Here is a 13,525-nt window from a genome sequence, read left to right as displayed (position 1 = left end):
CCTATCGTCAAATTAGTTAAACAGTTTCATTCCCCAGCTCTTATTTCTGGTTTTCAAAACATAAAGTGACATTTTATTCAGTGTAGATTTTAACATCCTTTTTAATTGTGTGACACCAGTTAAGCCGGTGTTAAATGATTGGCTTGATTATAAGGATAATTTCCTTTCTAAAAGAAACCCTTGATATTCCTGGAAATCATCCGATAAAGGTAATAAAGGTTTTTATTGCTTGCGGGCAAATTATAATAATTTTTATTAAAAAACCCAGAGAAGTTCATTAAAGGCAAATAGGAGAATGATCATGAGATTATTACCTACAGATTCCCTGATTCCTGGTGTGAGGCTTGGAAAAAGCATAAAAAATGAACGAGGGCACATCCTTTTATATGAAGGGGTTAAATTAAGCGAGAGAATGATTCTACGCTTGAAAGAGCTTAATATCCCGTTTGTTTATATACATGACCCAAAAACCAAACACATTAACCCGGGGAAAAGTATATCGGAACGTTTAAGGAAAGAAGCCATCAAGACGATTGAAGATACGTTCAGTGACCTGCAAAACAAGGATTTCTTATCCAATTCGTTGGTCATTGAAAAAGCATCAAGGCGTTTTACAGGATTAATTCGAGATATTTTGATTGAAATACGTGGAAACCAGGAACTGTTGACTTTGCTCGCAGACATTTATACATATGATAATTACATTTTTACCCATTCATTCAATGTTACGCTTTATTCTCTTGCGATTGGCACAGAACTAAAGCTGAAACCCAAGCAGATGGAGACACTAGGACTGGGGGCGATTCTGCATGATGTCGGAAAAATACTTGTTCCCGTTGACATCTTAATGAAACCAGGGAAACTGACCGAAGAAGAGTTTACGGAAATTAAAAAGCATTCAGAGACCGGTTTTCAAATCATTAGAAACGTGCATACAGTACCGCTCCTCGTTGCACACTGTGCTTATCAGCACCATGAAAGGTTGGATGGTTCGGGCTATCCACGCGGCCTTGCCGGGGATGATATCCATTACTTTGGTAAAATCATTGCCGTGGCCGATGTCTTTGATGCCGTTACATCGAATCGGGTATACAGATCTGCGCTGCTTCCTCATGAAGGGCTTGAAATCCTGTACGCTGGCTCAGGGATACAGTTTGACCGAAAAGTAGTGGAAGCTTTCAGACGGGCTGTAGCCATTTACCCAAATGGACTGGGCGTGAAGTTAAACGACGGCCGCAAAGGAATCGTATCGCGCCAGAACCGCGGGTGCAGTGATAGGCCGGTTATTGAGATACTTGAAGAAAATGGGCAGCCAATTGCCGATACATATGAGGTAGATTTAGAAATATATACTCATTTGCTGATTGCCGACTGTGACACTGCCAACAGCAAAATTAACCAGTAAGGCTGTCAAAATTAATGAATGATATCCTCCCATACAAGCATAGATATAGCATGTAAGGGGGGATTTTCTTTGGCTTTCAAACGCAGGCAGAAAGGTCCTTTGCCGCTGCGATATGTATTTTTGCTGACATTCGTTTTCTTTGTTTTTTCAACAGCCGGCGGATTATTCTTTATTAATAAAGGAATCGAGCCGGCGTTAATGAGCTTTGCCGAGGCCCAATCAAGAAAGCTGGCGATTTATGTTATAAATAAAGCAATTAATCAGAAAATCGTGGAAGAAACGGATACAAACGCAATCATTCAAGAAATTCCAACTCAAAATAAAAATGCAGCACCATCATATAGTTGGAACACAGCACTAATCAATCGTATCCAGGGAGAGACACAAAATCTGATCTTAATGAATCTAAAAGAAGCGGAAAAAGGAAACTTTACTGGAATGGAGTCATTGACTGGTATAGACGTCGAGATGGATGAGAAGGCTGAGTCATCCGGGTTAGTCTTTAATGTTCCGCTCGGTCAGGCCACCAATATGGCCTTATTGGGAAATCTTGGACCAAAAATACCGGTCAAATTCGAGGCGCTAGGTGATGCCAAGGCAACGATCAAATGGAATTCCGTTCCATCTGGAATCAACAATACCGTGGTTGACTTCTATATTCATGTTAAAGTAAATGTCCAGATAATCATCCCATTTGCCACAGAGGTGACAACAGTTGAGCATGATATCCCTTTAGGATGGGCACTAATACCTGGGGAGGTTCCACAGTACTTTAATAACGGTGGAACTTCGAATCCGGCCGTGGAACTACCGAAAACAAAAAAGTAAATATAATGAAGGACCCTGCAGTAATCAGCTGTAGGGTCTTTGGTTCCTTCATTTAATCTTTCGACTGTATGATTCATTTAAATCCTTAGCTTCGCCTTTTCGCTAAGTCCTTCCGTTCCCACACGCGTAAATGTGGTGTTGGATCAAAGCTCCACTCAATGAAGCCGTTATCTCTATACATACCATAGTGCAAATGCGGCGGAAACTTTCCTGAGGTTCCCGGAGGTCCATATCCCGAGCTGCCTACACCGCCGATTACGGTGCCTGGCTCTATGACCTGGCCAATCCGAAGATCCTTAGCAAAACCGCTTAAGTGTGCAAAATAATGGTATGTGTTATTGATATCGCGGATGCCGATTCGCCAGCCTCCATACTTATTCCAGCCTTTCATTTCGATAATCCCGTAGCAGGTTGACCTGACAGGCAATCCATAGTCGGCAAAAATATCTGTTCCTTCATGTGAACGCCTTCCGCCCCAGCCTCGGGCAAAGCCCCATGTGCTGCGGTAGCTGTAATGAGTCCTGACTGGAACTGGAAAGGCATTTTCCTGGAGGTCAATACGGCCGAACTTTTTAAAAATACTTGCGTTTCCCATGATAATTCCGACTGCCTTGTCGCGTTTATAATAATTCCATAAGGCGATTCGGAAGTTATCTTCATCTGTTCCAAAGAATAGAATATGGTTGGCAATCGTAAATAAAATATCTTCATCATTGTTCACATCTGCCTTATGATCGCCGTTTCCGTCCATGCCGAGTCCATCAAAAAAACTAATGGTTAAGGGATTGTGGTCATTTTTGTTAGGATTTAACATTCCGCTCCATCTTTCCGGTTCAATATGAATCCCTACAGCACCCTTTGCTTTTTCTAAATCTCTCCGTGAGTTTCTTAGGCTATGTTCATATTGATCAATTGCTGCCATGTAATACCACGGGATCTGCATAGCGGCCTCTATATTTTTATATAACATCATTCTTTCAGCAAGTCGATCCGAAGCAGGCTTTCCCGATTGGTCTGTGCTTGCACCCGCCTGTGTTTGAAACGACCCGCATAGGAAAAAAAACAATATGAATGAAAGGACCTTTTTAGATAACAAACTGATTCTCCTTTCTTAAAAAAAAATGACATAGCGTCTAGCGCAAGCAGCCTAGCCCCTCGAGGTCATAAGCCAATCATCTGATAGGGAGAAAATCGCTCCCCATACAGCTGCTTGTCTTACGCTTGTCGGGGCTGAACAAGGCGCTTGCGCTTTTCTCTTATAAATTTAGTTTGCTGAGTTATAATAAAAATAATGAAATCAAATAATGGTAATAAGCCATGAAACTTGTTTGTATGTATTTTATTATGATAAAGTGACTAAAGAAGAAAAATCACGCTTTCACTTGAAAATACAGAAATGGAGTGACATCTTCATGAGTACAAAAGAAGAGCATTTGCGTAAACCGGAATGGTTGAAAATAAAACTAAATACGAATGAAAATTATACAGGCTTGAAGAAAATGATGCGTGAGAAGAATTTACATACAGTGTGCGAAGAAGCAAAGTGTCCGAATATTCATGAATGCTGGGCGGTAAGGCGCACAGCTACTTTTATGATTCTCGGTGATGTCTGTACGAGAGCGTGCCGCTTCTGTGCCGTAAAAACAGGCCTTCCTACTGAATTGGATTTGGCAGAGCCGGAACGCGTGGCTGATTCTGTATTTACGATGAACCTGAAGCATGCCGTGATTACAGCTGTTGCACGTGACGACTTGAAGGACGGCGGGTCTGCTGTATTTGCTGAAACTGTTAGGGCAATCCGGAGGAAAAATCCGTTTACTTCGATTGAAGTCTTGCCTTCCGATATGGGCGGCGTCTATGAAAACCTGAAAACGCTGATGGACGCAAAGCCGGACATCCTTAACCATAATATCGAAACAGTAAGACGGTTGTCTGATCGTGTACGCGCAAGAGCAAAATACAACCGTTCCCTGGAATTACTATTGAGAGCAAAGGAAATGTATCCTGAAATCCCGACTAAATCCAGTCTGATGATCGGTCTAGGTGAAACGAAAGAAGAAATCATTGAAACAATGGTTGATCTTCGCGCAAACAAGGTAGATATCATGACAATCGGACAGTACTTGCAGCCGACCAAGAAGCACTTGAAGGTTCAGAAATATTACAGCCCTGAGGAATTTGCCGAGCTAAAGGAAATTGCCCTTTCAAAAGGCTTCAGCCACTGTGAGGCGGGCCCGATGGTTCGTTCCTCTTACCATGCAGATGAGCAGGTAAATGCTGCGGCGAAACAAATGCACCAGCAAGGGGAGAAAGTATCGGAAGCAAATTAAATTAGGCTTGATGACCAAATAAAAGAAAGTGCCGCATTCACGGCACTTTCTTTGTCTATTTCTTAACTATCGTCAAAAATTATTATATGTTGTCTAGTTCCAGCGCCTAGCCCCGACGCACATGACGTACTAGTGCTGAAGTGGCGATCTTAGTCGGCCTCGAGGTCATAAGCCATCTCCCTTCAGAAGGCAAACAGCGCCTTATGCAGGGATCTATCTACTTGCACAGGATATGCTGACGTCGACGTTCCTTTTACAAGGCGCTTGCACTTTTCTTAATGTCGGCTGATATCGTCTTTGTCCAGCTGACCATTGCGTTCGCCTATGCTTTCTCCATTGGCGTTTTCGCCATTGCTGACTTTATTACCCTGCGGAGATTTAAGCATTTGTTTTATAGTTTGATCAATCGAGTTTTCGATGCCGCGGCTGTCTGTATCCTGCGTCGCATAATTTTCAACGTTTTGTCTAAGCGACTCATTGTCACTTACATAAACGTGATAGAAACGAGGCACAACAGATAAAGCAGTCCTTTTTACCTGGTCGGCAGTCGCATTGCGGTTCTTAGAATCGGAACCGCCGTATACGATCAAGACCTCTTCATCTGTAACGAGTGTAGACACATCATCCACGTTCGGGATTTGATTGCCTAGCCGTGAAATCATATGGGCAAGTTGCTCCCTGTCAATCGTTGGCGTATCGCCGCTGTTATCATTTCTGGCGTTGGTATTATTGTTTACGCGGGTGTAACCGAAGTCCTCTGACCTATTATTCGTTCCGCGAAAATCTTCATCATAATATTGGGCTGGTGTATTGACTCTAGTTGGATTTGTCGTATCGAGCATACCCGTGCGCTGGTCATCATTGCCGTTATCTGCATTACAGCCAGTAAGAGCTATTAATGAGCCCAATCCTATTGTCATTATTGTTTTTTTCAAGTAAAGCACCCCCTCAAACACTTAGGGTGAACAATTTATCTAATTTTAGCTTAGAAATTCATGGGGAATCAGTTATAATTTAAAATAGCCGGTTTTATGTGAGGTGAAAAGATGATCAGTATCAATAACATGACATATGAAGTAGCAGAGAATTACAGGGAAGGCTTTAACGAAGAGGCTTTTCGTTCACGTTATAGCGAGATTTTAACGAAATATGACTATATAGTCGGCGATTGGGGCTACGGACAGTTAAGGCTTCGCGGTTTTTTTGACGACCAGAACCAAAAGGCTACCTTTGATACAAAAATCAGCATCCTTAGTGAATATTTATATGAATACTGCAATTTTGGCTGTCCATATTTTGTAGTCAAAAAAATAAAAAAATAACTGAAAAGGCCGGGATTCCCCGGCCTTTCGTTTTAGCTTTCATTATCTGTATTCGTGTAAGGAGGCTGCTCTTCGGAATCAGGATCGTCATGCATCGGATGGGCTCCATCATACTGACGGGGCAAGTTTTCATGCAGCGATTTATTTTCATAAGTAAAAGCGCTGTAATATCTTTGCCCTTCTTCCCATGGTGTGCTTTTATTTTCCACAGGGTCACTTTTCCCTCTTGCAGCACCGTATGATCCTTCCGGAAACTCTTCAGCCGTTAAATAATCTCTTTGCTTTTCTACATTCGCAAAGTCATGGTGTGCTTCTTCTTTATCCACAGTTACCACCCCTTATAGAATCAAACGTGAGTACTCCAAGTGTTTTTGGATGAACTCCGTTTATTAAGGGTTCCCTACTGCAAATTAAATCATGAGTTTTTAGACGACCTCGTATAAAAAGTCCCGAAGTTCCGAGGCTTCGTCCTCTGCGATTTGAAAAGCGTGTTCGATGTACCCTTCCTCCTCGAGATCATCCTGTCCGATTATCGCAAAACGGGTGCTTTGCATGTCAAGCACTAGCTTTTTACCATAAAAGCGGTCAGTGGTAATCACAGCCAGATCGAATCTTGACTGATCTCCCATAAAGCTGACAAAGCGTGTTTTCGAATCCACGATGTCGTTATATAAGAAAAAACGTTCTCCCATAGTACTATCCCCCCTTTAACAAACTGTCTATTTTTAATGATAACAAATAAAGGATTGGCACAGTAAAAGAAAATGGAATTTGAAAAGGATATTGAATATTTTTCGATTTTGCTATGGCAGCCGAAGGAATTGAGCGAGTGGGGAAAGCTATGGTATGATCAAGAAATAAGGTTGATTAGAAAGGATCTGGGAACAATGTATTTTGTGGACAGACAAAAGATTGAACAAATTTTGAATTACCTGGAGCAGCAGATCAAACGTTTTGAAAACAATTCCGCATGGGAAACTGATATTGCCGGACTTGCCCTGGAGAGAATCATCCAGACTTCGCTTGATTCCGTGCTTGATGCAGGGAACGCCGTGATTGATGGCTTTATTATGCGTGATCCCGGGAGCTTTGAAGATATTATCGATATTCTGCTTGATGAAAAAGTCATTGATGAGAATATTGCCGATCAGTTTAAACAAGTTTTGCCGCTTCGGAAAATGCTTGTTCAGGAATACATCAGCATACCCCATGACAAATTGCTGAAAATATTTACTGAAAATATCGGAGCGTTTAAAGCTTTTCCGAACCTGGTACGTGACTACTTAACAAATGCCTTAGGGCCGGTTTCGGCATTCAAGAACTAACAATCGGTGCCTGTCATCCAATTAATGCAGGATGACACGATCGATACAATATTTGCAAGTCGCAATTGCCTTAGGAGTGAGAAAGTGAAGCAATATAAAGGATATTTAATCGATTTAGATGGAACGATGTATCGTGGAACAGAAAAGATAGAAGAAGCCGGTGACTTTATTCATGAATTGATGGATAGAGGAATTCCCTATTTGTTCGTTACAAACAATTCTTCAAGAACACCCGCACAGGTTGCTGATAAGCTTCGTGGCTTTGATATCCCAGCCGAGGAAAGCCAGGTGTTTACAACAAGCATGGCTACTGCCAATTATATTGCAGAGCAAAAGAAGAATGCTTCGGTTTATGTGATTGGAGAAGAAGGGATCATCACCGCATTAGAGGAAAAAGGCATGACCTTTAATGATGAAAATCCAGAATTTGTCGTCATGGGAATTGATCGTGACATAAATTATGAAAAACTCGCGAAAGCAGCCCTTGCCGTCCGAAAAGGGGCAGCCTTTATTTCAACAAACGGGGATATTGCCCTCCCAACCGAGAGAGGATTGCTTCCGGGAAATGGTTCGTTAACTTCGGTGGTGGCTGTTTCTACACAAGTGCAGCCGATCTTTATCGGTAAACCGGAATCAATTATCGTGAAACAGGCCTTAAAAGTTCTGGGCGTGCCGAAAGAAGATACAATTATGGTCGGCGATAATTATGATACCGATATTCTTGCAGGCATCAATGCTGGAATGGATACACTGCTAGTCCATACAGGTGTTACCACGAGCGTACTGTTGCGGAATTATAAGGAACAGCCTACATATACGATTGACTCCTTAGAATTATGGAGATTTGAATAAGAAGAGAAAAGGACTGTTTTCCTGTGGAAAATGGTCATTTCTTAAAAGATAAGAAAGGATAACTTTTTGAACTTAGGCTGGTGTCTAACCTTACATCGGTCCTTGGCTAATCAATGCTCTAACTGGAGAACTATTGCTTTGTAAGCCAAGGACCGGTGACGGTTTTTTTTATTATTCCGTATGCTCTGCACGATGGGCAAGCCTGCTTGAAGCAGCTGCAGCAATCGCACCCACGATATCGTCCAAAAATGTATGAACCATTCCGGTACTTTTGTCATTTAAATATTTTAATATTCCCGGTTTCAACTTATCGATGTAGCCGTAATTTGTAAAACCGATGGAACCATATACATTCACAATGGAAAATGCCAGTATTTCATCGACTCCGTATAATCCTTCATCGACTTCGATAATCGACTGCAGCGGCTGTTCAAGCATCTTCTTTTCCGTTAGCATATCAAGCTGAATGCCTGTGAGGATTGCATTCTGGACTTCGCGCTTTGATAAGACCTTTTCAACATTTTCAATACAAGCTTCCATTTGCAAATTTTTATGGTAGCTTTTTTGAAGGTACATGACCAAATCTGCAATGTCCTGTATGGTTACCCCTCTTTCCGCTAACCATTTTCTTGCTGTCTGTTCGGTCAGATTCACGCCTTTTTCTGCCATTTTATCACCCGTTCCTGAATATTTCGATTGGTTTTAAGCTATATCCGCAAATAGTATCGTTGTGAAACTTGGTAATGAAATTTATTCAAAGAAGCATTATTCATTCAGAAATCTGTAATTTCCTCATATATATAAGAGATAGAGTGTCCTATTGTACTGACTTTAGACTGTGAAAGGCAGGTGTTTCCCCTATGATAGAAGAAATCATATACAAAAATTACGGAATCCATGTCGAGAAGGAGGAATCTCTTGGACAGTTTCCTTCTTTTCGCTCAGAGAATGTATTATATAGTATTATTCCACTTGAAAAATTGGAACAGGAAGAATTAGTGGAAAGGCAAAAAATGTCTGAGCATCTGTCGCAGCAGGGGGATCGTTATGTATCCTCCTTTGTCATGGCTAACCATCAAAGCTATATTTCTGAAGCTGACGGCCACATGTTCCTGCTGCTTGCAAACAATGTTCTGGCAGAAGGCCGGGATTTGCGGCTGGGCAGGAAGTTAGCATTATTTCATGCGCGGGCCCGTTCGATCACCTACCCAATAAAAAAATGTTCACGGCTTGGAAATTGGAAGATCCTTTGGGAGCAAAGGATCGATCAACTCGAAAAAATGTGGAAGGATAAACTCCATGCACACCCCAATAACCAATTTGAAAAACTATTTGTAGAAACTTTTCCGTATTATATGGCTCTTGGAGAAAATGCGATTCAGTATTTAGCTGATACCGAAATCGATGATAACCCAAGCGCTATGGACGCAGGAACGATATGTTATGATCGATTTGCGAACGATACATGGAGTGGGAAATACTGCATTAAAAATCCATTTGATTGGATATTTGACAATGGAAGCAGGGATATTTCCGAGTGGATTAGACAGCATTATTTTAAAAACCAACAAACGTACCAGCCAGGCCTGCAACAGTTTCTACATGACTATCAAAGCGTCCAGCCGCTTACCTCCTTTTCCTCCAGGCTGCTATATGCCCGGCTGATTTTCCCGATTCACTATTTTGAAACAATTGAAGGATATTACAGCAATCCAGCGGAAGCGAGATCCTTGCAGCTGGAGGATGAAATAACCGTTTATACCGAAAAATCGGTTTATTATGAAGAGTTTTTGCGGAGCTTTTATGATATGGCCGGCATACCGGTAAAGCAGATGAACATACCTTTATTGAGCTGGCTCTAAGGAAAGCGGCCAGTAAGTGTCTCTTCAGTGTATTCAGAATTGTTTCATCCTCAATATTACTATGTTATGATAACAAAAACAATAAGTGATATATAGGGAGGAATAATACAAGTAACAGCTTCAGAAAAAAATTAGTAAAGAAAAAATATTCTCAATCGTCATAAGCAGTTAAACGCTTCCATAAGCTTCTTTCCCTGTTCGGACTATTGAAAAAAACCAAAGTTAACATTATAATGTCTACTATGAAAAAACAAATGTTTTTACTAGGAAAACAGTAAAGAGGGGGAGCCATATGAAAGCTATCTCAATCGGATTATTGGGATTAGGTACAGTCGGATCGGGAGTAGTGAAGATCGTTGAAAGCCATCAAGACTAGCTGATGCACCAGATCGGATGTCCAGTATCCATAAAGAAAATACTTGTAAAAAATATGTCGAAAGAACGTCAAGTGCCAGTAGACGACCGTTTGCTTACAACTAACCCGAACGATATTTTTGATGACCCGGACATTGATGTGGTGATCGAAGTGATGGGCGGCATCGAAGAAACCCGAAGCTTGCTTGTAAAAGCACTAAGAAATAAGAAACACATCGTCACAGCAAATAAGGACCTGATGGCACTGCACGGTCCGGAATTATTATTAGAAGCAACAGCCAATCAATGCGATTTGTTTTACGAAGCAAGTGTGGCAGGCGGGATTCCGATTTTAAGAGGTCTGGTGGATGGTCTTGCCTCAGACCGGATTACAAAAATGATGGGAATCGTAAATGGCACAACTAACTTCATTCTAACGAAAATGAGCAAAAACGGGAGTGCCTATGAGGACGTGTTGAAGGAGGCGCAGGAACTGGGCTATGCAGAAGCTGATCCTACTTCTGACGTCAGCGGATTGGATGCGGCCCGCAAGATGGCAATATTGTCGACTTTAGGTTTTTCAATGACGATTGATTTGGATGATGTTAAGGTTCAGGGAATCACAGAAATCAGCAAGGATGATTTAGAGTATAGCCAGAAGCTTGGCTATACGATGAAATTGATTGGAATTGCATCACGCTATGGCGAGAAGGTCGAGGTAAGCGTCCAGCCAACTCTGCTTCCGGAAACCCATCCGCTTGCTTCTGTTAATGATGAATACAATGCAGTCTATGTGTACGGGGAAGCGGTGGGTGAGACGATGTTCTACGGGCCCGGAGCCGGGAGCCTGCCTACCGCTACAGCGGTCGTTTCCGATTTAGTCAACGTGTTAAAGAATATGAGACTGGGAGTGAACGGCAGGAGTGCCGTGTCACCGCAGTATCCAAAAGCGTTGAAGGGTCCCGAGGACGTGTATGCCAAGTTCTTTATCAGGCTCCATGTCAGCGATGAAGTTGGGGTACTGGCGAACATTACATCTATTTTCTCAGAGTATGGGGTAAGCTTTGATAAAATCCTTCAGCTTCCTTTGAAGCAGAAGGAATCGTCTGAAATTGTCCTTATAACGCACCGTGCTTCTCTATTTAACCTTGACCGGATTAAGCAGGAATTAAGTAATTATGAAATGATTAAAGAAATAAAAAGTGCATACCGTGTGGAAGGAGAAGAATTACTATGAGCTGGAAAGGACTTTTACAAGAATACGCATCATTCCTGCCTGTGACGGAAAAAACACCGGCACTGTCGCTGTTGGAAGGCAATACACCGCTGCTTCCATGTCGGCGTCTTTCGGAGGAATGGGAGGTCGACCTTTACGTAAAATACGAAGGAGCCAATCCGACAGGCTCTTTCAAGGACCGCGGGATGGTGATGGCTGTAGCCAAAGCGGTAGAAGAGGGAAGCGACGCCATCATTTGTGCCTCAACGGGCAACACATCAGCTGCGGCGGCAGCTTATGCTGCACGGGCCGGGTTGCGTTGTATCGTTGTCATTCCGGAAGGGAAAATTGCCATGGGCAAGCTAGCACAGGCTGTCATGTATGGTGCTGAAATCATCTCGATTGAGGGGAATTTTGATAATGCCCTGCAAATTGTCCGGAATATCAGTGAAGAAGCGCCTTTTACGCTTGTAAACTCTGTAAATCCGTATCGGATCGAAGGACAAAAAACGGCCGCGTTCGAAATCTGCGACATACTTGGCGGTGCACCGGATGTGCTTGCACTGCCGGTAGGGAATGCTGGCAATATTACAGCCTATTGGAAAGGCTTTAAAGAGTATCATGAACAAAGAAATACTGGGCTGCCGCAGATGAGGGGCTTTGAAGCGGAAGGTGCAGCGGCAATTGTTCATGATCGCATTTTCGAAAACCCGGAAACCATCGCTACTGCCATCCGGATTGGAAACCCAGCGAGCTGGAGGTTTGCAGTCGAAGCAGCATCGGAATCACAGGGCAAAATTGACGAAGTGTCAGATGAAGAGATTTTACATGCCTACCGTTTATTGGCCAGCAAAGAAGGGATCTTTGCCGAGCCGGCTTCCTGTGCATCTATTGCGGGAATTCAAAAGCAGCTAAACAGCGGTGAAATAAAAAAGGGCAGCAAGATTGTTGCCGTCCTGACAGGCAATGGATTAAAGGATCCGACAACTGCGGTGGAAACAAGCCTGATCCAGCCCGTTTTGCTGCCGATGGATGAAAGAATCATCGTGGAACACTTACAGGTCCTGGTTCAGTCATGATAAAGGAAGGTGAGATGTATTCGATCACCGTACCGGCCAGCACGGCCAATTTAGGGCCAGGCTTTGACTCGATCGGTCTGGCACTTGGACTTTATCTGAATTTGCAGGTTCAACTTGCAAAAGAGTGGGAGATCATTCCGCTTTCAAAAGAACTGGCCGTGTTTCCTTCCAATGAGGACAACTATATTATTTCAATAGCCAATAAAGTTGCAGCCTATTACGGAAAAGCACTTCAACCATGCCGCGTTTATATATCGAGTGATATTCCGCTGACGAGAGGGCTTGGCAGCAGTGCCTCGGCTATTGTGGCCGGAATAGAGCTAGCAGATGCAGCCGGGGGATTGAAATTATCGAAGGAAGAAAAAAACCGTCATGCTTCTTCTCTGGAAGGCCATCCTGACAATGCCGGTGCGTCCGTGTATGGAGGACTTGTGGTTGGCAGACATTTTGCGGATAAAACCGATGTCCTGTCTTTCCCGCTTGATGAAGTGAAGGTGGTTGCGGTCATCCCGGATTACGAACTACCGACCGAGGGTTCAAGGAATGTCCTGCCCGACCATCTTTCATTTAGCCGCGCTGTGCAGGCAGGCGCTGTCGGTAATGTAATGGTTGCAGCCTTGCTGTCAAAACAGTGGCAGCTAGCCGGTGAAATGATGAAGAATGATGAATTTCATCAGCCGTATCGGTCTCATCTCGTCCCGCATTCAGCCAAGGTTGAAGAAGTTGCCTTGAAAGCTGGCGCATTCGGGACTGCATTGAGCGGGGCAGGCCCGACGGTGGTATCCTTTGTCTTAAGGGATAAGGCAGATAGAGTAAAGAATAGCCTGGCTGAAGCATTCCCTGAATTTCTTGTTAAGGAGCTCGAAATTGATAATCAGGGAAGCAGGGTGGAACTGCTTGAAGAGAGCAATCGTAAGTCGAAAGAAATCAGTATGGGACATGAATAATAACA

Annotated in this window: 14 protein-coding genes and 1 pseudogene; 10 read left to right on the top strand and 5 right to left on the bottom strand. The window is 43.0% G+C overall.

All coding sequences use genetic code 11. The features are described from left to right. Positions 1-301: 301 nt before the first annotated feature. Both ELQ35_RS19235 and yunB read left to right on the top strand, forming a co-directional pair. Complete coding sequence (locus ELQ35_RS19235; protein WP_126866801.1) at positions 302-1,405, top strand: HD-GYP domain-containing protein; 1,104 nt, start codon at positions 302-304, stop codon at positions 1,403-1,405. A 69-nt stretch (positions 1,406-1,474) separates the two neighbouring features. Further along, positions 1,475-2,233 (top strand): sporulation protein YunB, encoded by a 759-nt coding sequence (gene yunB, locus ELQ35_RS19230; RefSeq protein ID WP_246026139.1) that lies wholly within the window; start codon positions 1,475-1,477, stop codon positions 2,231-2,233. 85 nt (positions 2,234-2,318) lie between these two features. Here yunB and ELQ35_RS19225 read toward each other — a convergent pair whose 3' ends face one another. Then, the gene (locus tag ELQ35_RS19225; protein ID WP_281278139.1) at positions 2,319-3,329 is read right to left on the bottom strand and encodes a M23 family metallopeptidase; all 1,011 of its coding nucleotides are present in this window, start codon (positions 3,327-3,329) and stop codon (positions 2,319-2,321) included. Between the two features lie 208 nt (positions 3,330-3,537). On the opposite strand from ELQ35_RS19225, the gene lipA reads away from it, so the two are divergent. Continuing rightward, a complete protein-coding gene (gene lipA / locus ELQ35_RS19220) occupies positions 3,538-4,563 on the top strand; it encodes a lipoyl synthase (protein WP_342773317.1) in 1,026 nt (341 codons plus the stop codon). Between the two features lie 275 nt (positions 4,564-4,838). On the opposite strand, the gene ELQ35_RS19215 is transcribed toward lipA, so the two are convergent. Further along, positions 4,839-5,498: a YhcN/YlaJ family sporulation lipoprotein gene (locus ELQ35_RS19215; RefSeq protein ID WP_126866798.1), complete on the bottom strand. Its 660-nt coding sequence runs from the start codon at positions 5,496-5,498 to the stop codon at positions 4,839-4,841. A 111-nt stretch (positions 5,499-5,609) separates the two neighbouring features. Between ELQ35_RS19215 and ELQ35_RS19210 the strand changes: the two genes are divergently transcribed. Continuing rightward, entirely contained in the window at positions 5,610-5,885 is a 276-nt protein-coding gene (locus ELQ35_RS19210; protein WP_126866797.1) for a YutD family protein, read from the top strand. 32 nt (positions 5,886-5,917) lie between these two features. Here the strand turns inward: ELQ35_RS19210 and ELQ35_RS19205 are convergent, their stop codons facing one another. Next, positions 5,918-6,211 (bottom strand): cytosolic protein, encoded by a 294-nt coding sequence (locus ELQ35_RS19205; protein WP_126866796.1) that lies wholly within the window; start codon positions 6,209-6,211, stop codon positions 5,918-5,920. Positions 6,212-6,310: 99 nt separating this feature from the next. Continuing rightward, entirely contained in the window at positions 6,311-6,577 is a 267-nt protein-coding gene (locus tag ELQ35_RS19200) for a DUF3055 domain-containing protein (RefSeq protein ID WP_126866795.1), read from the bottom strand. A gap of 72 nt (positions 6,578-6,649) precedes the next feature. Here ELQ35_RS19200 and ELQ35_RS19195 point away from each other — a divergent pair, with 72 nt between their 5' ends. Both ELQ35_RS19195 and ELQ35_RS19190 read left to right on the top strand, forming a co-directional pair. Continuing rightward, complete coding sequence (locus tag ELQ35_RS19195) at positions 6,650-7,210, top strand: DUF86 domain-containing protein (RefSeq protein WP_307365605.1); 561 nt, start codon at positions 6,650-6,652, stop codon at positions 7,208-7,210. 84 nt (positions 7,211-7,294) lie between these two features. Next, positions 7,295-8,062, top strand: coding sequence for a TIGR01457 family HAD-type hydrolase (locus ELQ35_RS19190; protein WP_126866794.1), 768 nt, complete (start codon positions 7,295-7,297; stop codon positions 8,060-8,062). A 171-nt stretch (positions 8,063-8,233) separates the two neighbouring features. Here ELQ35_RS19190 and ELQ35_RS19185 read toward each other — a convergent pair whose 3' ends face one another. Beyond that, a complete protein-coding gene (locus tag ELQ35_RS19185; RefSeq protein WP_126866793.1) occupies positions 8,234-8,731 on the bottom strand; it encodes a phosphatidylglycerophosphatase A family protein in 498 nt (165 codons plus the stop codon). A 191-nt stretch (positions 8,732-8,922) separates the two neighbouring features. On the opposite strand from ELQ35_RS19185, the gene yutH reads away from it, so the two are divergent. From yutH to thrB, 4 genes and pseudogenes are all read left to right on the top strand, one after another. Continuing rightward, positions 8,923-9,924, top strand: a complete 1,002-nt coding sequence (yutH, locus tag ELQ35_RS19180) for a spore coat putative kinase YutH (protein ID WP_126866792.1) — start codon at positions 8,923-8,925, stop codon at positions 9,922-9,924. A 292-nt stretch (positions 9,925-10,216) separates the two neighbouring features. Next, a pseudogene (locus tag ELQ35_RS19175) lies at positions 10,217-11,515 on the top strand (homoserine dehydrogenase). Continuing rightward, on the top strand, positions 11,512-12,573 hold the full coding sequence (thrC, locus tag ELQ35_RS19170; RefSeq protein ID WP_126866791.1) for a threonine synthase: 1,062 nt from the start codon (positions 11,512-11,514) through the stop codon (positions 12,571-12,573). The pseudogene ELQ35_RS19175 and the gene thrC overlap by 4 nt, the downstream one beginning before the upstream one ends. After that, positions 12,573-13,520, top strand: coding sequence for a homoserine kinase (thrB, locus tag ELQ35_RS19165; protein WP_126866858.1), 948 nt, complete (start codon positions 12,573-12,575; stop codon positions 13,518-13,520). Before thrC ends, thrB begins: the two co-directional genes overlap by 1 nt. The last annotated feature ends 5 nt before the right edge of the window (positions 13,521-13,525 follow it).

The organism is Peribacillus cavernae (genome assembly GCF_003989135.1).
GTDB lineage: Bacteria > Bacillota > Bacilli > Bacillales > DSM-1321 > Peribacillus > Peribacillus cavernae.
Note: the sequence above shows the minus strand (reverse complement) of the source record. Positions and strands in the feature narration are given on the sequence as shown.